This is a genomic window from Leptospira congkakensis (assembly GCF_004770265.1).
In the GTDB taxonomy this organism is placed as follows: domain Bacteria; phylum Spirochaetota; class Leptospiria; order Leptospirales; family Leptospiraceae; genus Leptospira_A; species Leptospira_A congkakensis.
This window is the reverse complement of the sequence record NZ_RQGQ01000017.1, coordinates 731673-750934: the sequence shown is the minus strand read 5'-3', so window position 1 is coordinate 750934 and position 19262 is coordinate 731673. Positions and strand designations below refer to the sequence as shown.

Below are 19262 nucleotides of genomic sequence, written 5' to 3'. Positions count from 1 at the left end.
TTAGTTTCTTTTTTTTCAAACTTTTTTCTGAATCTTATCCTAATCCCAAAAAGAGGACTGGATTCTATAGAGAAATTGATGGTGGTGGTCTTGGTTCTGAAAACTTTTCATTTTGGCTGACTTTGTTACCAAAAAAGAATACATCAGATTCTTTGTTTCTTCAGGAATTCGGTTCTAGTTCGATAACATGAGTTTGTACCATGTTTTGAAAAATCGAACTTCGTTTCCTTTTTCATTATAAACGATTGAATCTATATTCATCTTAGCGAGAAAAATTCCTCTCCCACTCACTAAGTTTGCAGCTGGATTCACAACCGGATTCGGAATTTGACTGACTGCAAATCCATTTCCTTCATCACGAATGACAATGGTAATGCCAACGTCATCCATCGAAATTTCAACAAAAATAGAGCAGTTATTTTCTGCACAACGAGAATCCACTAACTTAAAATAATCCTCATTGGCTTCCAAACATTTTTGTTTTTCAGCGTAACTCACACCAGCAACACCATGTTCAATGGCATTTGCCAATAACTCATACAAAACGATTTTAATAGAAATTAAATCTTCATGAGTGGCAAGAGGCGAATTCATTATTTGTTTTACGATAAAGGCAATATAAGAATTTAATTTTTTGATTTGTGGACGAATTTTAATTTTGGAATCATCACTGTATTGAATGATCTCACCACTATTAAAAAGAAGTGTTAGATCTATATCTGCGTTTTCAAATTTTTTAATTCGAGAACGAAGAGCTTCCATTCGAAATGGTTTCAGAAAAAAATCCACCGCTCCCATTCTAAAAACATCAATCGCTATTTGAATGTCGCTATCTCCAGTGATAACTAAAAATGGAGTTTGATTTCCATCCGCTCTCAGTTTTTGTATGAACTGAATTCCATTTAATTTCGGTAAGCTGATATCGGAAATGATAAGATCAAACGTATGTTGATTGGAAATGGTAAGTGCCTCTAACCCGTCAGAAGCAAGAGTGACATTAAATTCATCTTTGAAGTATTCCCAGAACAATTCGCGGATTGTATCTTCGTCATCAACAAAAAGGATTTTCATAGGGTAGAGTCTTAGAGTAAATGGAACTTCAATCTATAACAATTGTAAATCTATTTTTGAAATTTAATCTTCCAAGTTGTAGGCTCGACCTAATTTATAAGTCAACTGCAACTCTTGTTGAAGATCCAAAATTTCCTTACGTGTAAAAAATGCAATTTTCCCACCAGAAAGCTCAAACGCATAGTAGGTGGTATCTTCCGACTGGAGAAGGGTTTTCAACTGACTGAGAGATGTGATTCTAGTTCCATTTACTTTCTCTAGAACTAAATCTTGGAATTCTTGGTAACCTAGGTTCCCTTCTAGGGGAAAAACACGACTCAAAATCACAATCTTTTCACGAACAGGGTGCACTTTTTTCTGGTAATAATCAGAAAGATAAACCAATTTTTTTTCTGACTTCACTCGGTATTCTGAACCAAATTCTTTTAAATAGGCATTGGTTAGCTCCGTAAAGAAAAACCCACCCACAATCAAATACAAAGGTTTTCTTTTTTTGGCTTCTTCTGGAATCAAAAAGTCGTTGGAGTCATAAGCACGTAAATCATAACTCACAGATTGGTTTTGAAAGTTTCTGTGGAGTTTTAACTGAACTGTCTCACCTAATCCACGCAAAACGCCATTTGGTTTTCGCAAAATCAAATCATAAACCTTATCAGCCCTATCCCAATCATCTATTTTAGAAAGTGGAATAGAATTAACCTCGGTTACCAAATCTCCTGGAAACAAATTGTATGCGGGTCCAACCCCGGGAATCACTTCTGTTACTAATAGTGGATTGGTGATGGTTTTAGAATAATATTCACGTTCAGAGGGAGTTAAGTTTACATCAAAAACTAGTCCAGGATGTGGAAATGGTTTTCCCTCGGTACGATAGAAAGTTTCCACATATTCAGTTGGAATCAAATATTCAGAAATAGTAATCCCACATAACATTTGATTTTTGAAGAAAAAATTAGGTTCTTCTGATGTTTTATTATCTAATAATAAAACTTTGATTGGTGTTTTAGAAAATGGAAGGAATACATAACGAGTTTTTCCGGTCGGGCAAATTTTGTTTATAGATTTGGAATCTAAAGCCACCGCTTTCGGAAGTTTTGGCATTTCTTTTGTTTCTAAAAGTAGAAATCCAGTTTCTTCATCATAAGATTTGATTCCTAATTTGGGAACGGAATAATCAAAAGATTCAAATTCTGCAAAAACTGGATTTTGTTTGGGAAGTGTAACCCCGAAAAAAAGTCCTTTTCCGATATAAATCAAATTTAACTTTCGAGAGAATGGTTCGCCAACAAGCCAAGGATTTTGATGGCTTGTTTTTTGAAATGTAACTCTTGATTCAATAACACGTTTGTCTTCAAACTCTTCAGCACCAAGAGGTAGTAAGGTGGCAAAAATCGAAATAATGACAAAAATAAATTTAAAACTCTTCATAATTCGCACCATATCTTTTTTTCACACGTTGGTTCATTTGATAAATTGACTCTGGCCTAAGAACAATAGGTAAGTCCATTCCTCTAAACTTAAGGACAACAAATCCTTTTTTGCCATCTTTCCAAATGGATTTAAATTCATTCAAATCTTTCGGTACACGCCCGTTAATTGATTCAACAACTTTGTATTTATATTTTTTAAATTTTGAAGTTTCAGGATCGTTGAATGTATAACTGAGAACAATATCCCTGACTGTGTACCTGTACAACAAATCCTGAATGAAATAACTATAATGATATTTTAGAGAACTATCTAAGTCTCCATCTTCTGAATGGAAAAAAGATCTTGTGATGGGTTGAAATACAAACCCTGCCTGTAAAAAATAATCTTCAGTAGAATCTCGATACAAATCCAAAGCATAGTTTTTTTGGAGATTTACTTCTGCATCGTAATGTTTTCCGGCTCGGTAATAACTGACTGTAACTTTGGAGTTCAGTTGTTTGTTTTCGATCCAATCGATGATGAATTCTTTTTTGTTGGCCTGAGAAATTTCACCGTCATTCGTGAGTGGTAAACCATCAATGGCAGTTACAAAATCTTTTTCCTTTAAAACTTTGGAAAAAGTGGAAGAAGGATAAATTCGATTCACAAAAATTCCCGATTGATCCGGTGGAACCTTCATCGCTTGTTTTAAACTTTTAGGATTTCCATTCTGAAAGGTAAAACCTATATTAGGAAATCCATCATACTTCCCGTCATTTATATCTTCTAAAAAGTGACGAATGATATCGTTTGATATCAAATAAGCAATTCCTTGTTCTAAGGTACTGATTTGAAATACAAGACCCACCACTTTGCCATTTTGAACGGCTGGGCCACCTGAATTTCCTGGTTGGATATTGGCATTAATTTTTAATACGTTTCGATAATCTAACCCAGAATAGGTGTATCGATTTTTTTCAAATCGAAGAACGGATCCTTTTTCCACAGATAGGCTATCGTTCCCATTGGGGAAACCAAGGAGTAATACATCCGATCCTAAATTGGGAATACCTTCCGAAAATGAAAGAGAGTTTGTTTGTTCTGAAAAATCGGGATCTTTTACTTGTAATAATGCTAAATCACAATCATAACCAATAAACTTAACATCTGCTAAATATTCTTTTTTTGTAAAACTACTCTTAACAAGGATTCTTTTGGCATCACGTACAACATGTGCATTGGTTAAAATGCTTTGGCCTGGTAAAACAAGTCCAGAACCAAATCCTGTGGATAAATTCTTTTTCATCCAAGGTTGTGTTTTATTTTCCGTATTGAATCCTTCATTACGAATAAGAACCACAGAACGAAAAATAGAATCTACAGCTGGTTCAGGATCAACTTGAGCCAAAAGAGAATGACCAAGTAGAAAAAAGAAAAAACTGAATTTAAATAATTTATTCATAATATAAAACGATTTTCTCCCAAAAGGTTTGCGTTTCGGTGATTTTTTTTAAAACTGCATTTCCTAAAACTCGGTCACCAGGTTTTGGATCTTTCCAAATTGTATTGGAGGAAAACAAATCACCTGATGAGGAAGAAGGTACACGGATCAAACTATAAGCAGAATCACGAATGCATGTGATACGAAATACAAAAGATACTGTTTGGTCCCAATAGAAACTCTCATCCTTTTCAATAAATTCTAAAGGACAAGACGAATCAAAAAACACTTCGATATTCGATGGAACATCTTTTCTTCTACGCGGATTTTGTGTGATGGATTTAAAATAAAATAAATTGGGATTCTGAATTGGTTTATAAGAACTGATTGTTTGTTTCCCTTCGGTAACAACTGGAATTTGTTTTTTAGATGGATAATCCAATTCTGTATCATCTGTATTCAACTTTGGTGATACAGAAGATGCCTTAGTTTCATTCACAACAAGTCCAGTTTCAATTTCTAAATATTGTTTTTTTCCAATCCGATGAACGGCTCTTAATCGAAAAGTGTCAGGAGCCAGTTTCCTTTTTTGATGGGATTGAAATTGGATGAGCATAGGTTCTGATTCATTTTGACAACTAAATCGAAAATAAGTAACAGAAGAAATACGTGAGGCTGGTTCCAATCGACAAGTACCATCATCCATAGGAAAACTGCGATGGTTTCGAATCTGTTTTTTAATTTCAGAGGAAGGTTTTCTCTCTTTCCATGCACTTACCTCTTCTTTTAGCAATTGTAAGGAAGGGTTTGTACTTGTGTGCTCTGCAAAAACAAATCCTGTCCCCAAAAGAAACAAAATCAATCCGAAGTATATAGATAACTGCCTGATCATGGAATACCGATTATAGTGATTATCGGCTGGTCTACCCTACAGAATCAACTGGCCTCCCTTTGATTTCTTTTCTCATTATGTCTCGAACCGAGGACGAACTTTTTTTTTGGTTTTCAGACTTTCAAAAATTCGAGGGGTGGAAAAGTAATGTAAGAAATAGGAGAATACTTTTTTGAACTGGAACTTTCTTAAAACCGAAATAGAACCTGGTGACTTCCTCATCGATTGTCGTTCCCAATCAGCATATGAAGAAGAAACATTAGAAGGTGCTTACTACTATCCATTTATCAAAAAAGCATTTGGATCCGATCCAGAATCCCAAAAAAAATTGTACGGGCCAATGACTGCTGTCGTACAAGAATTCCAAAAATCAAAAAAGACTCGAATCATCGTTTTCGATGAGGGAATGGGAATGTTTTCCACTCGTATGGTCTATTTACTTCGTGGAATGGGGATCAAAGATGCCTATGTCCTAGGCCAAAAATGGCCTGCTACGGGAAATAAAGCAAAAGGGGAACTAAAAGTAGAACCTCCGATTGCTGATAAAGTAAAACCCATTGAAGGTGTCGTGGACAAAGCCTTTATGGAGCGAAATCTTACAAAACTCCAAATCTTTGATGCAAGAACCATGGAAGAATACGAAGGCCGATTGCCACGCCTTACGGCTCCAGAAGAGGGAACTCTTTGTGGTCGTTTGCCAGGAGCTTTTTTATGGGATTGGAGAAATTTGTATGATGGGGAAGCCAACCTCATCGAACGTTCTTTATTCAAAAAACGCCTGAATGGTTTTCCTTTTATGCCAGAAAGACCCACTGTGATCTATGATTACAACGGGGCTCGGTCTTGTTTACTCGCACTCATGCTTCGTGAAGCAGGTTATATCGACATCACAACCTACCAAGGTTCTTGGTTTGAATGGAGAAAGTCGAGCCTACCGAAACAAGCGGTCGCCGTATTCGGTGCCAAACAAGGGGCTGCCGCTGCACCTCGTGTGGGCGGAGTCGATCGCAAGAAAGTTTAAAAAAGGATTTACGAAACACAAAACCATCGATCCACTTACTCCTGCCTGGAGGGGTCGATGGTTTCTCGTTTATTTTTTCTCTCGTTTTCAATTTTCTTTTTGGAATGTGCGTCTCGCATCATATCCAATCTTCCCATTTCGGAAGAAACCTTTCCTGTCACACAAAAAATCCAATGGATTCAATCGACAAATGAATTCACATTAAGAAATCAAACTTTGGGAAAAGATTTCATTAAACTTTCCCTGACTGAACCTTTCCTTATGTCTTTCGCCAAAGAAACTACTGCCAAATACAGAATGGCATCGTTTCAATTCAAAGAGAATTTATTAAAATCCTGCACAAAACAATCAATAGACGAAATTAAAAAAGAATCGGGAAAAGTTACCATCAAAGGACAGTTAACCGGAACTGATTGTTCCACAGATTACCAAATTCTTTTCCAAACTAAATCAGATACCGAAGTAGAATTCAAAATCACTTTGTCCGACCCAAACTTAAACAGAATCCAATTCCAATACAGTTCTTCTCTAGAAGAAAAAATCTTTGGGCTCGGCGAACAATTCACTTATGATGAACTCAAAGGAAAAACTCCCTTTCTTTTTACAGAAGAACAAGGAGTGGGTCGAGGGGATCAACCCATCACAACCGGTGCAAACTTACTTGCTGGTGCCGGTGGAAATGCTTATACAACTTACGCACCCATCCCCCACTATATCACTTCCGAAAACCGCTCCATATTTTTCGAAAACAGCGGTTATGCGAATTTTGACTTCAGCAATTCTAAAAAAACAAAAGTGGAGTTCTGGGACTTCCAATCCGAAAAATCACTTACCGGAACCATTTGGATCGGAACTTCCCCTAAATCACTCATTGAAGCTTATACAAAAAAAACAGGAAGATTTCCGAAACTCCCTGATTGGGCTTATGGAACTTGGCTCGGTGTTCAAGGAGGATCAGAAAAAGTTTCCTCAATCGTCAAACAAGCAAAAGACGCTGGCAATCCTGTCACTGCACTTTGGATCCAAGACTGGTGCGGGCGTCGTGTGACCAATTTTGGAGACCAACTCAAATGGCGTTGGTATGCAGATGACAGTCTTTATCCTGACTTTAAAAAATTTGTAAAGTCGATGAATGACCAAAACGTACAAGTATTGGGTTATATTAATTCTTTTTTAGCTGATACAGATCCTAAAAAACCAGGAGATGATTTTACAAATCCTCTTTTAGCAGAAGCAAAATCAAAAGGCTACCTTGTAAAAAATCAAAACGGGGAAGACTATCTTATCCAAACCGTTGGATTTCCCGCTTACCTCATTGACCTTACCAATCCGGCAGCGGTTCGTTGGACCAAAGATCTCATCAAAAAAAATATGATTGGAATGGGTCTTTCTGGTTGGATGGCTGATTTTGGAGAGTGGTTGCCTTATGATGCAAAATTGTATTCTGGAATCGATTCTAAAATCTATCACAACCGTTATCCGGTAGATTGGGCAAGGATCAATCGAGAAGCCATCAAAGAAGCTGGAATGGAAGGAAAAATTGTTTTTTTCACTAGAGCTGGATACAGTTATTCCAATGCCCATTCCACTCTCTTTTGGGAAGGAGACCAAATGGTGAGTTTTGGAACCAACGATGGTCTTCCTTCTTCCATCATTGGACTGACAAGTTCAGGTATCAGCGGTTATGCGTTAAATCATAGTGATATTGGTGGTTATACTACTATTTCCAATCCACTCCGCAACTACCATAGATCCAAAGAACTTCTTTTACGATGGGCAGAAGCCTCTGCCTTCACACCGGTTTTCCGTACACATGAAGGAAACAAACCTCTAAAGAACTGGCAAGTTTATACCTATACCAAACCAGATGGAACCAGTTCTCTCGGTGATGAAGACACAGTTTCATTATTTGCAAAAATTGCCAAAATCCATTTTGCACTCAAACCATATATTCAAAGTTTGGTGGAAGAAGCGACACAAACGGGAATCCCTGTGGTTCGACACAATTATCTTGTAGAACCTGAAGACAAAAATTTATTAAAATACAAATACCAATTTTTTCTAGGGGATGACCTTCTTGTGGCTCCCGTAGTGGAAAGTGGAGAAATTGTTCAGGAAGTATACCTCCCTCGTGGCAGATGGCAACACCTTTGGACAGGAACCACTTATGATGGTTACAGAAAAGTACAAGTCCCTGCACCCATTGGAAAACCTCCTGCTTTCATTCGTATCGGAGGAAAACAGGAAGGCCTAATTCGTTCTTCCATTAGTTCTGTTCGGAACAAAAACTAAATTACGGAGACATCCCAAATGAAATTTGCACTGATCGGAGACATCCATGGATATTGGAACCAAAGAGATATCGAATATTTCAATGCTTCGGATTACGACTGTTTGTTTTTTACAGGAGATCTCCGTGGTAATCCGAAACTAGGTAAACTCTCTTTCCAAGGACTCACCAAACGTGCGTATATGATCCCTGGAAATTGGGATGGGATGAGCCTCACCTCCATCATTGGTGAGGTGATCCAATCCAAAATTCTCATCCAATCTGGACAACTCGGTCAAAGTAGCAGGATGCGTAAACTTTCAGAACTAGTAAAACCAATCTCTTTACTTGGTTATAGTTCCTTAGTTTTATCCCAAGACTTAGACCTTAGTCTGATTGTAGGCCGCCCTCATGCAATGGGTGGAGGCCTAAGTTTTGCTCCCAATATGAAAAAAACCTATATGGTTTCCAATCTGGATGCATCGATTGAAAAATACAAAAGACTGATTGATGGAACCAAAGAAAAAAATTTATTCTTTCTTTCGCATAACGGACCTTTTGGTTTGGGTGCCGCAAAAAATTCAATGTATGGGGCAGAATTTAAAAAAGAAGGTGGGGACTGGGGAGATGTAGATCTCACCGAAGCCATTAGTTATGCCAAATCCATCGGGAAAAAAGTTCCCTTGGTTCTTTCAGGTCATATGCATCATTCCATTAGCAAAAAGAAAGAACGAGAAACCCATGAATACACTGGCGGAACCTTCTATGTCAACGGAGCCAAAGTCCCAAGGATCAGAGAAGGAAAACATTTCCATACAAAGATCGAATGGGACGGTGGTTCTGCCACGGTGATTCCCCTTTGGGTTTAGCGACCATTCACTAACCTAAGCTAGTTTGAATTTCAATTTTTCCCGACAAAAGTTTGTGAACCGGACAAGCATTGGCAACAGCGAGTAATCTTTCTCGTTGTTCTCCTGTTAGATTGCCAGAAAGATTTACAATTCTAGTGAATTTATGATCTTCTGCTGATCGTTTATCAATCGTTACATGAACTTCCACAGAATCCAAAGGATATTCTTTTTTATCAGCATACATCCGAACAGTGATAGAAGTACAAGCACCGAGAGAGGAAGCCAGTAATTCTGTTGGCATTGGACCTAAATCCGTTCCCTCTTTGGCTTGGGGTTCGTCAGCAACCAAACTATGTTTTCTTACTGTGATTTTTGTTTCGAATTTTGTTTTAGCGGTAGATACTACCACCTTATCATCAAATACTGCTGTCATTTGGATTCTCCTTTCTGAATTCGTTCGGCTTCTTTTATGGCAAGGTCACGATTCTTTAACATTGCATCTTCTACTTTTAGACGCATTCCTTCAAACTCCTCTTCATTTAAATTGCGAGGAACCGAAATGGGTTCGCCGTATGAAACAACAAAAGTGGTAAAGGGTTTTGGAACCCTATGTTTGTCCCAGGCTCTTTCAAGTATCCACTGTCTGCTACATTCGTAATGAAAGGGAACGATAGGAACCTGTGTGACTTGCGCTGCGGCAATGATTCCTGGTTGGAGAATGAAGGCAGGACCACGAGGTCCATCAGGTGTAAAGGCTGCTGGTAATCCTTTTTTCAAATGTTGGATCACAGCTTTTAATGCTTTAGAGCCACTTTTCGAACTACTGCCCCGAACACTCGTATTTCCAAACCGATGAACGACTTGATTGATATAATCTCCGTCTTTTGATTCAGAAATTAAAACAGCTACGTTTTTTCCTCGGTGCAAATAAGGAGAGTACAAAACGTTCGTATGCCAAATAGAATAAATAAATGGTTTTTTGTTTTTGAATAATTCTTCGTAGTGTTCGTTTGTCAAAAAACGAAACTTGGAAGTTAGGCCAATCAAACGTTGGAACCAAACGGCGATGAGTGGTAACAACCAAACTAAAAATCTACGTTTCAAATCAAATATCTCTCCCTAGAGATTAGATTCCAGGGAAAGACAAATCTAAAGAAAGATCAAGTTAAGTTTTCTTTTTGAACAAATCACCGAGTTTGCCCAAATCTTCTGGTTTGATATTGGTCCCGGCGGCTTTTTTATTTTCTTCCTGGATTTCTTTATATACTTCTGCGCGGTGGACAGAAACATTTTTGGGAGCTTTGACACCAATCTTTACTTGATCCCCTTTGATATCGACAATCACAATTTCGATATCGTCACCGATCATAATCGATTGGTTGCTCCTCCTTGCAAGAACTAACACGGATTATACCTTTTCGGAAGACATTTCTTCCATAGACTCGATGATGTTTTTACGAATAGGATGATTTTCATCTCGAGAAATACATTGTTTCCCTTTTCCTTCTTTTCCATTCAAAATGATCGGGCCTTGTAAATTGGCCGTCATCCCTTTTGGGTTATCATGGGGAATGGTAACAATGAGAAAAATAAGGCCGTCTTTCCAAGTGGTAAGTCCTATATCATGAAGTTCCTCATCAGAAATGGCGGGTTTGTAATCATTCATAAAAAGTTCAGGTTGGATGACAATAAAAGCCAGTCCCGATTCTTTCGTAGATTGCAACCATTTGAAAGGACTTTCTGGACTTTCTTCAATGAGAGCATACTCATCAAATTCATCAAATCCAAGTAACCCTTGCGGGAATTTTAGGATTTGTTTTGCGTCCACTTGGATGGTTCCGAAAGGTTTTGTGTGAATCGTTACCGACATTCTAGTTCCTGTACTTTCTTTTCTTTCTAATATAACCGTCATTTAGTTTCCGTTACCGAAGGAAATCCATCAAAGTTGGTTTGATAATTTTAGAACCGACATTGAGCGCATAACTATGAATTGTTTCTAACCACTTCATATTCATAATTGTTTCCGGAAAATCGATTCCTTCATTTTTAGCAAGAAGTTCGGTCATATACATTTTATCGTAAGAAACTCGTTCTTCATGTTGTTCCAATCGATTCATACGAGCACCAATGGTAGAACGATGACGAAGGATATTTTCTAATGCCAAATCCAAATCACCCAAATCCCTACCGCCAATTCGTTCTTGGTCTTTTTGGATCAAATCATTTCGAAGTTGGATGAGAACATCGAATACAGAAAGTCCAGTGACCGTTGCCGACTTAGAAAAGTTATTCGGTGGTTCGCTCGCACTTGGTTCAATGAGTCCAATGTCACGAAGTACAGTCCCTCCATCCACATCCTCTAGCCAAATTTGGTGAGGTGCTGTAGAAGAAATAGAAATGTTATCCTGAGCAAGTTTACTCGCCTTAACTTCCAATGGTGAATTATTGATTTTATCAATCACATCATCAATCGTATCACCCACAGAGATATGAATCTCCACTCCATCAATTTTGAACTTTTGGTCGGAAGTGGCTTGGTAAGCAGAGTTATCCACTTTGGAGGTGACACTGACGTTCGTTCCCCAAAACACTTTGTTTCCAGGAATGGTAATGGGAATGTATTCGCCTTTTTCGATTTCACGGAGTTGTTCTCCGATATCACCGCGATACTCCACACCCACGTATTGGTTTTTGAGTTCCAGGCCTTGCAGACCTTTAATTTTAGATTCAATTGGTTCAAAAGGAGGTCTTTCAATCACATGACCACCAAACAAAGGTTGTCCGGTCGCATCACGAGCATTCGCAAGATCCACAATCGCACGTAAATGTTGGTCGATCTCTTTACCGATCGCCACTTCCAATTCAAATCCTTTGTCCCCTTGGTAAATTCCGTTTCCGGCCTGAACGGTAAGAACACGAGCCCTTTGGAAAATCTCTCCCATTTTGTCTAGGACACCATCAATCTGTTGCAACCTTTGGTATCCATCCCCAATATTTTCTTCGTATTGAGAAAGTTCATTCAGACGAGAACGAAAGTACATTTGGTTTGTAGCCGCACCCGGATCATCGGATGGTTTACGGATTTTTAATCCTGTACCTAGTTGGGTTTGGGTTTCGTCCATAGCTACTTGGTGACGGTTTAAGTTCCGCACCAAGGAATTGTTTTGCATCATGTTAGTGATTCTGATCATGATTATACACCTAACCTATTGATGATGGTATCTAACATTTCATTGAGTGTTGAGATCATTCTTGCGGAAGCATTATAAGATTGTTGGAACTGAACCATATTGGCCATCTCCTCATCTAAGTTTACACCCATGACCGACTGGCGCATATTCTCAAGTTCCACCATCAGTTCATTTTGAGTGGTATACTCTTGTTTTGCTTCTCTTGCTTCTGTTCCGAGTCTAGAGATGAGTGAGTTATAAAAATCATCCGTTGTTTTGGAATAATCAAACATCACCGGTTTTTCACGAAGGGCCGCTGCAATCAGAAGTGCATTGGATCCATCTTTTTGACCATTCGGTGAATTGTAATCCCCAGACCCATTCACATCTTTACCACGAGCTGCTGCAATGTTTGCCGGATTGTTTCTGACATCTTCTGACATTTTAAAGAAAGAAGAAGGATGATACATCGGAGTCAGAGTGATGTCCTGCGCATTGGCTTGGAATTTGTTGATTTCACCTACTTTGCGATAATCAAAAGATCCAGCCACACCCGTAGCCGTTAAGATTCCTGTTAGACCTACAAGAAGTTCCCCGGAGTCTTCCAAGTGACGAATCATAAAGTTTTCTTTTTTATCGAGTGGGTTGGTTGTTGCTTTTAGCGCCAACTGGTTGTCATGCGACATGTAAGCCACAACACCAGTTTCCGAACGATTGATTCGTTTGATCACAGCATTCAAAGTATCATCTTTGGAGTAAGGAACTAAAATTTCAGTTTCCCCACCAGGACTTGCTTTTAGAAAACGCATGGTTCCAGAAATTCCGATCGGACGATCCGCATCGATTGAGGTACGACCTGTCACACGGAACACAGCCGTTTTATCGTTGAGTCCATCCCCATCGGTATCAATTTCACCAAAGGTATTAGTCGCAAGAGCACGGCTTTCAAAAAAGTTAAGGTTGGTTTTTCCATTCAAACCAAATCCATCTTTGTGGATTTCATTGATCACATCCATCGCATTGATAGCAAGGGCATCCACAGCATTGATTTTTTCTACAAGGATTCGGTCTCTGATTTCATAGAGAGCTTGGATGCTCCCCTTTCGAAGTAAAACTGTATCTCCAGTCTCTGACCATTTTAAATCCAGAAGGCCATCGTTATTTGGATTTCCAACCAAATCGATTTTATGAACCTTTTGGCCTTGGACAAGGATCTGTTGGCCAATAAAAACCATCAGTTCATCTTCGTCACTGCGACCGATGGTAATGTCCGCCATCCCCGCAAGTTCTTGCAACAGTTCATCCCTTCTGTCCAAAAGGTCATTCGGATTATCACCTAATGCCTGTGATTTTGTGATTTTTTCGTTCAGAGATTTAATATTCTCTGCCACTGTATTCAAATGATTGACTTTGGATTCAATCTCGCGATTGGACTGGTCACGAAGTAGAGAGAGTTTGCGATACACATCTTCCATTCGCGAACCAAGTGCTTCCGCTTTTTCTTGGACTACGGCTCTATGTGCTGTTTCTTCTGGATAGTTAGAAAGATCTTCCCAAGAAGACCAAAACTGATCCATCATAGAACGAAGGGTGGTTCCTGTTGGTTCGTTAAAAACAGTTTCTACTTGGTATAAGTAATCATTCTTTTTCCCCCAATATTCTTTGAGAGAAGAAGAATCAATGATACGGTCATCAATGAAATTATCGCGAACTCTTTCAATTTCGGAAATTTTTACCCCTTGTCCAATTTGTCCTGGAACCTCTGCTCGGTTGAAAGCTGGTTCATACAGGGGATCCATACTATTCATCACCACTCGTTGGCGAGCATAATGTTTGTTATCCGCATTGGATATGTTATGACCTGTGGTTTGGATCGCTTGTTGGTGGACCGAAAGTCCTCGTTTTCCTATTTCAATTCCTTGGAATGTTGATCCCATACGATTCTCCTAGGCAGTCGCGTTCAAAATGATCGCGCCTTTTTGGCCCTGCCCACGCCTTGTCGGTTGTTTGTGTGAGGTATAAACTTTTTCTCTGGATAACTCTTGCAAAGAGTCAACAGTTGTTTGCAAAAACTCTTTTCTTGTTTTTAAGAGTTTATCATTCGTGATGATGGCATCTTTTAAATCTGCCACTACCTTCTTTAATTCTAAAGCAAAGGTTTTTAACTTAAAATTGGAATCACGATCCATTTGATTTAAAAAACTGGTAAGTGTGATGGAAGATTCGTCTTTTTTGAATTTTTCTTTTTCGTAGACATCTTCGATGGCCTTCATTCGAATTCGTTCCAATTCGGAGGCTTCTACCATAATATGATAACTTTCTTTGACAAGGGACTCCAAGGACTTTCCATCCGCAGAATGGATGGCCGCTCTTTTTTTGCCTTCCAATTCCAGAAGGCGCTTGTAACAGTCTATTTCATTAGTAAATAAACTTCTAAGTGATTCTACCCAATCCAACATGCGAATTCCTTTTCCCTTATGGGAAGGATCGACGGATTCCGAAACTAGCTTAGGAAAATTTATAAAAATTTACTATTTTAAGGCCTATGTCACTAAAATCGCCTTGTACCAAAGTCTGTATGATGGACCCGGATTCAGGGCTCTGTGCGGGATGTTATCGAACCATTGAGGAGATTGGAAATTGGTCGGTGATGACCGAGGAAGAGAGAGAAAAAGTTTGGAGTGAGCTCCCGCAAAGAAAGGCGGGAAACTCTCTCAGGTAAATTGGTTATTTAGTACCTTTATCGATCTTATTGCGGTGTTCTTCGCACAATCTATAGAGTTGGTCTGTAGATGGATTCTTCTTTGTGACTTTTTTTCCGCATACAATACACATTCCTTGGGCTCTTCTTCGTTTGTATAACAACTGAACTCGCTCTGCACCGGAAAGATTGTATTTACTGATTTGAAGGCGAACCCCTTTTACCAAATAGCTTCCGATGGCAGTCTCTTCGCCTTTTTTTAGTTCGGCAAAAATTTTACTCAGCTCATCCGGTTTTATCGATTTAGGTTTCATACATTCTCCTGCTTTCTTGCTAAATTTAACTCTCTGTTAGATTCTAAATGTTAATGCACATTAGTTAATACCCACTAACGCGCAACACAATTTTGAAATCATATCCGAATTAACGAATATAGACAAAAAAACTAGGGATAAACTCTAATATTTAGAATCATTTTTGTGTTGGCAGGAGTTAAAATATCTATTAAGATCAAATGATAGGAGCCAAGTATGGAAAAGAAATACAAATCACTCAAAGATTTTTTCCCATTTTATTTAGAGGAACATAGTCATCCATTTAACCGTGCTCTTCACTTTATTGGATCAAGTCTAGCATTAGGATGTATCCTTGGATTTTTATCTACTGGTAAATTCTATATCTTAGCCTTTGCTCTTGTTAGTGGGTATTTCTTCGCATGGATTGGGCATTTTTTCGTAGAAAAGAACCGACCAGCAACGTTTACATATCCGTTTTATTCTTTTATCTCCGATTGGATCATGTATTTCAAAATGTTAACTGGTCGCATTGATGTAGAATTTGCCAAAATTAAGTCAAATAAAGGTTAAGATGAAACTTGTTCTCAACTTGCTTATAACTTTTGTTTTATTCATTGGTTGTAGTCCCAAAGAAATCACCAAACAAGAGATCACTACCATTCGTGATGGAAACCACGAGAGTTTAGTAAGTTATGCAAATTTGATTTTACCTAAAATTCTGGGATCAGAACTCAAACGATTTGATTCGGAATTGGACAAAGATCAAAAAAGCGAAGTAAACATCACCTATGGTAGTAACTCAGCACTCACCTTCAATGACACATCTGATTACCGAAAAACAGGAACAGAATACCATAGTTTGGTACTGCTTAGAACTGGTTATGCTCTCTCTCTCCATCATTTCCATAGACTATCACTCAGTCTTTCCAAACCGTTTTTCATTCAGGGAGAAAACAACCCTGATACGGAAATCCAAGAAGCCGAAATTTTTAGAACTACCATTTCTAAATTGGAACTTGATAATTTTTGGGAAAATCATCCTAACTTTGATCCCTACATAGCTCCCAAAATCGGAGATAAAGAATGGGAGAAAATCACAACCGAAATTCAGAAATTGTGGAAAGTGGAATTGGATGAGTTTAGTAGGGTTAAGTTGGAATGATCCAAGGATTCGCGTCACCTAACGCGCGCTCCAAACGATCTAAATAAGACAATTTTGGAATTTCATAAGCACCCAACTGCCAAGTCACGTGATTGAGTTGTTGGGTGTCAAAAAGTTCAAACCCAGACATCCTTAATTTTTCGAATAAATGGAACAAACCAACCTTTCCGGCATCTGATTCAAAAGAAAACATACTTTCTCCAGCAAAAAATTTGCCAATGGCAACCCCATACACCCCACCGACCAAGACATTTTCTGCATTCCAAACTTCTACCGAATGGGCCCAACCTAACTTATGTAAATCCACATAACCTTCGATAAAACCTGGAGTGATCCAAGTATTATCTTTTTCACGATAAGAACAACCTTGCATCACAATAGGAAATGCTTCATTAAAACTGATCCGAAACTTTCCTTGTTTTACTTTTCTCTGCACTGTTTTGGAAAAATGAACTCTTTGTAGATCAAAAATAGCACGAGGGTCTAAACAATACCATCTTACAGGATCTTCCGACCAAGGAAAAATTCCATGCTGATATGCATATAGCAAACGTTCTACGGAAAAATCCCCACCCACGGCAATTAGATCTTCTTTCCAAGTCCGTGGGTTTTTAAAGAATTGATCAAAACTCCTTTGTGTCAAGGGTCCAACACTTCCTTGGGATAATCATAAACAATTTTTACTTTCAAACTTTTACCATTTTCATCATTGATATTAGATAGTCCTTCAAATTGTAAAATCCGTCTGGTCCTGACATCATAAACCAAAAGAAAAGGTTTCACAACCTGTTTCAAAATAAAATTATCAATCTCTAAACGTAAATACAAAGCAGGTCTTCCCTTCCACTCACCATCTCTAATTTTTTCAGCAGCAAATTTATAATCATCCAATTGGATGGGTGTTAGAAAATGAAAAGATAACCTTTCTCCTTTTGTTAATGGCTCCCAATTGTTTCGTACAAAATAATCAAAACCTCCATCCATCACCGCGGGTGTTTTAGGTATGTAAGTTCTTTCGGAAAGAGGATCTTCTTTTTTACGTTTTGAAAATAAACGAACAGACTTTCCTTTTACATCTGCTCCTTCGATATAACCATCCCGAAAGTCTTCGGTTTTAAAACTGGGCACCTCTGCATTTTTATCAAATTCTATGTGTTTGGTGCCAAAAACCTTTCCCTCTGCATCCTTGTATTGGATATCCGAATAGATGTGTTTTCCATTATTATAATATTCTTTATGATTGTCAGAATATATGTATTTCCCAGTACTCAGGTCGTATGCCTTACCGAAATATTGGTACTTTGGTTTTTCTGCCCATAAAGGTAAAAAAGATGGAAAAACTATGGCAAAAATTAGGATTCTACGTATCATACTGCTTAGACCATGAAAAAATACAGACTAACTGACCAAAGGACACTTTTAGGGATCGTTTCCAAACTCACTGCCACTGTCCTCCAAGAGCGTGATTCTCAACAGAAGTTCACCCTCCAAAATCCGGTTGCTGTGAACGATATCATGAAGTCAGTTCATATTACAATAGTGGCCTCGGAGCCACTGATTTCCAGACCGAAATCCCTCATCTGTGTTCTCAAAGAAAATAGAGTCGAACTTCGAGTCAAACCAGTAAACCCCTACCAAGACGATTTGCTCCAAGTTTATGAAATTCTCATCGAACCTTTGGAACGTTCGGCCAAACGCGCAGCCATCGAAGACATCTCTGCCTACGAAATCAAAATGGCACAAACCGCTGATTTGGGAACTGTCATCTCAATTTATGGAAAAACCTCTATCATCAATCAAACCTTAAACCAATGGCAAGTCCACTTGGAACAAACTTTGACAAACTACGGTTACTTTATCAAAAAAGTACAAATTGGTTTTTATTATGCAGTGGATACCCAACTAATGGAAGCTCTGGCAGCCTCCAAAGCGCCATATTACGTGCGTGATGCGAATCGTAGAATTTTTTATACAGACAGAAGTTTTTATAGCCCTAAAAAACTTAGCGAAATTTATATTCGCTCTTATTTAGATTCCCTTCTGCTCAACAATACCAAATCCACACTCATTTTTCCATTTTTTTCGAATGGGAAAGTATTACTTGGATATTTTGAAATCATCAGCAATTTACCAGATTTAGGAAATCCCATTTTACAATCCGATATTGAAGGACCAGAAGGAATTGGTCCTTTACTCACATTTTTAGAACAAAAAGCGGAAGAATTTATTTTCCAACTAGAATTTGTTTATGCGAAAGATTGGGAAACTGTGATTCGCACAACATCCGTTAGAGACATTAGCCAAGACGGACGTGGGATTGCGATGACTTTGCCAGCTGGAACAAATATTGAAAACAGAACATTAGGATCTCCTGTATCTTTCCAAATGGTCATCAATTCCTCTCCCTACACTTTTTACGGCAGTCTCAGGAGTCTAAAAAAAGGAGAATCGAATACAACAAATATTGGAGTTCAAATTTTCCAATGTGACAAACCAGAAGGGATGTCTTTACTGAGTACTTACGCATCTAATTTAATTGGAGAAGCTGTGTATGACTCCAGAACAATATGAAACAATTATAAAACTATTAACAGAAATCCAAAAATCGGGAGGATCCGATCCTTATCGTTTGGTTCTTTATTTAGTTCCCAATGTAGGGATCATCTTCGGCACCACACTTTTGTTTTTTTTGTTTCAGTGGTGGCATAAACAAAAGATGGCACTCATCCAATCAGGTCAGTACAAACCTTGGAGTTTTGACATCAGATTGTATTCATTTTTCCTAGGTCTTTTGTTGACATTCACTGGTTTTGCCTTATCGTTTGTATTTATACTCGTCTTAGGTTCTTCTATGGCGATGTTAGGAGGGTTAATCCCATTCGCAATTGGACTCGGTCTCTTGACCTTTTACAAAATGAGTCGGTAGAGTCGACAAAACGTATCTGCAATGAGGAGGATTGGGATTCTGTCCAATCGAT

Annotated in this window: 22 protein-coding genes; 8 read left to right on the top strand and 14 right to left on the bottom strand. The window is 38.4% G+C overall.

What is annotated here, in order from left to right:
- Positions 1 to 174 precede the first annotated feature (174 nt).
- The 4 genes from EHQ70_RS17090 to EHQ70_RS17075 all read right to left on the bottom strand — a co-directional run bounded on the left by EHQ70_RS17090 (position 175) and on the right by EHQ70_RS17075 (position 4814).
- Positions 175 to 1071 carry an ATP-binding protein gene (locus EHQ70_RS17090; RefSeq protein ID WP_135588426.1) on the bottom strand — a complete coding sequence of 299 codons (897 nt, stop codon included), beginning with the start codon at positions 1069 to 1071 and terminating at the stop codon, positions 175 to 177.
- Between the two features lie 63 nt (positions 1072 to 1134).
- Positions 1135 to 2499: a PDZ domain-containing protein gene (locus EHQ70_RS17085; protein WP_135588425.1), complete on the bottom strand. Its 1365-nt coding sequence runs from the start codon at positions 2497 to 2499 to the stop codon at positions 1135 to 1137.
- Entirely contained in the window at positions 2486 to 3943 is a 1458-nt protein-coding gene (locus EHQ70_RS17080) for a S1C family serine protease (protein ID WP_135588424.1), read from the bottom strand. Before EHQ70_RS17080 ends, EHQ70_RS17085 begins: the two co-directional genes overlap by 14 nt.
- A complete protein-coding gene (locus tag EHQ70_RS17075; protein ID WP_167481726.1) occupies positions 3936 to 4814 on the bottom strand; it encodes an LIC11113 family protein in 879 nt (292 codons plus the stop codon). The genes EHQ70_RS17080 and EHQ70_RS17075 overlap by 8 nt, the downstream gene beginning before the upstream one ends.
- Positions 4815 to 4986: 172 nt before the next feature.
- Here EHQ70_RS17075 and EHQ70_RS17070 point away from each other — a divergent pair, with 172 nt between their 5' ends.
- The 3 genes from EHQ70_RS17070 to EHQ70_RS17060 are packed head-to-tail and all read left to right on the top strand — an operon-like array spanning position 4987 to position 8973.
- A complete protein-coding gene (locus EHQ70_RS17070) occupies positions 4987 to 5835 on the top strand; it encodes a sulfurtransferase (protein WP_135588423.1) in 849 nt (282 codons plus the stop codon).
- Positions 5836 to 5892: 57 nt separating this feature from the next.
- The gene (locus tag EHQ70_RS17065) at positions 5893 to 8127 is read left to right on the top strand and encodes an alpha-glucosidase (RefSeq protein ID WP_135588422.1); all 2235 of its coding nucleotides are present in this window, start codon (positions 5893 to 5895) and stop codon (positions 8125 to 8127) included.
- An 18-nt stretch (positions 8128 to 8145) separates the two neighbouring features.
- Positions 8146 to 8973 (top strand): metallophosphoesterase, encoded by an 828-nt coding sequence (locus tag EHQ70_RS17060; RefSeq protein WP_135588421.1) that lies wholly within the window; start codon positions 8146 to 8148, stop codon positions 8971 to 8973.
- Between the two features lie 10 nt (positions 8974 to 8983).
- Here EHQ70_RS17060 and EHQ70_RS17055 read toward each other — a convergent pair whose 3' ends face one another.
- The 7 genes from EHQ70_RS17055 to flgN form a co-directional block, all read right to left on the bottom strand.
- Positions 8984 to 9388, bottom strand: coding sequence for an OsmC family protein (locus EHQ70_RS17055; protein ID WP_135588420.1), 405 nt, complete (start codon positions 9386 to 9388; stop codon positions 8984 to 8986).
- Entirely contained in the window at positions 9385 to 10059 is a 675-nt protein-coding gene (locus EHQ70_RS17050) for a lysophospholipid acyltransferase family protein (protein ID WP_135588419.1), read from the bottom strand. Before EHQ70_RS17050 ends, EHQ70_RS17055 begins: the two co-directional genes overlap by 4 nt.
- Positions 10060 to 10120: 61 nt before the next feature.
- Positions 10121 to 10360: a carbon storage regulator CsrA gene (gene csrA / locus EHQ70_RS17045; protein ID WP_012390131.1), complete on the bottom strand. Its 240-nt coding sequence runs from the start codon at positions 10358 to 10360 to the stop codon at positions 10121 to 10123.
- Positions 10361 to 10363: 3 nt separating this feature from the next.
- The gene (gene fliW / locus EHQ70_RS17040; protein WP_208729585.1) at positions 10364 to 10825 is read right to left on the bottom strand and encodes a flagellar assembly protein FliW; all 462 of its coding nucleotides are present in this window, start codon (positions 10823 to 10825) and stop codon (positions 10364 to 10366) included.
- Between the two features lie 52 nt (positions 10826 to 10877).
- Positions 10878 to 12143: a flagellar hook-associated protein 3 gene (locus EHQ70_RS17035; protein ID WP_231292547.1), complete on the bottom strand. Its 1266-nt coding sequence runs from the start codon at positions 12141 to 12143 to the stop codon at positions 10878 to 10880.
- 5 nt (positions 12144 to 12148) lie between these two features.
- Positions 12149 to 14062, bottom strand: a complete 1914-nt coding sequence (gene flgK / locus EHQ70_RS17030) for a flagellar hook-associated protein FlgK (RefSeq protein ID WP_100718711.1) — start codon at positions 14060 to 14062, stop codon at positions 12149 to 12151.
- Positions 14063 to 14071: 9 nt separating this feature from the next.
- Positions 14072 to 14584, bottom strand: a complete 513-nt coding sequence (flgN, locus tag EHQ70_RS17025) for a flagellar export chaperone FlgN (protein ID WP_135588417.1) — start codon at positions 14582 to 14584, stop codon at positions 14072 to 14074.
- An 86-nt stretch (positions 14585 to 14670) separates the two neighbouring features.
- Here flgN and EHQ70_RS17020 point away from each other — a divergent pair, with 86 nt between their 5' ends.
- Positions 14671 to 14847 (top strand): DUF1289 domain-containing protein, encoded by a 177-nt coding sequence (locus tag EHQ70_RS17020; RefSeq protein WP_135588416.1) that lies wholly within the window; start codon positions 14671 to 14673, stop codon positions 14845 to 14847.
- 5 nt (positions 14848 to 14852) lie between these two features.
- On the opposite strand, the gene EHQ70_RS17015 is transcribed toward EHQ70_RS17020, so the two are convergent.
- Positions 14853 to 15140 (bottom strand): LIC10235 family protein, encoded by a 288-nt coding sequence (locus EHQ70_RS17015; RefSeq protein ID WP_135588415.1) that lies wholly within the window; start codon positions 15138 to 15140, stop codon positions 14853 to 14855.
- A gap of 216 nt (positions 15141 to 15356) precedes the next feature.
- On the opposite strand from EHQ70_RS17015, the gene EHQ70_RS17010 reads away from it, so the two are divergent.
- On the top strand, positions 15357 to 15692 hold the full coding sequence (locus EHQ70_RS17010) for an Mpo1-like protein (RefSeq protein ID WP_135588413.1): 336 nt from the start codon (positions 15357 to 15359) through the stop codon (positions 15690 to 15692).
- A 1-nt stretch (position 15693) separates the two neighbouring features.
- Positions 15694 to 16284: a hypothetical protein gene (locus tag EHQ70_RS17005; protein WP_135588411.1), complete on the top strand. Its 591-nt coding sequence runs from the start codon at positions 15694 to 15696 to the stop codon at positions 16282 to 16284.
- Here the strand turns inward: EHQ70_RS17005 and aat are convergent.
- Entirely contained in the window at positions 16271 to 16927 is a 657-nt protein-coding gene (aat, locus tag EHQ70_RS17000) for a leucyl/phenylalanyl-tRNA--protein transferase (RefSeq protein WP_135588410.1), read from the bottom strand. The two genes, EHQ70_RS17005 and aat, sit on opposite strands and share 14 nt — an antisense overlap.
- Positions 16924 to 17655 carry a hypothetical protein gene (locus EHQ70_RS16995; protein ID WP_135588408.1) on the bottom strand — a complete coding sequence of 244 codons (732 nt, stop codon included), beginning with the start codon at positions 17653 to 17655 and terminating at the stop codon, positions 16924 to 16926. Before EHQ70_RS16995 ends, aat begins: the two co-directional genes overlap by 4 nt.
- A gap of 12 nt (positions 17656 to 17667) precedes the next feature.
- Between EHQ70_RS16995 and EHQ70_RS16990 the strand changes: the two genes are divergently transcribed.
- Entirely contained in the window at positions 17668 to 18855 is a 1188-nt protein-coding gene (locus EHQ70_RS16990) for a hypothetical protein (RefSeq protein WP_135588406.1), read from the top strand.
- On the top strand, positions 18836 to 19210 hold the full coding sequence (locus EHQ70_RS16985) for a hypothetical protein (RefSeq protein WP_135588404.1): 375 nt from the start codon (positions 18836 to 18838) through the stop codon (positions 19208 to 19210). Before EHQ70_RS16990 ends, EHQ70_RS16985 begins: the two co-directional genes overlap by 20 nt.
- Positions 19211 to 19262 lie beyond the last annotated feature (52 nt).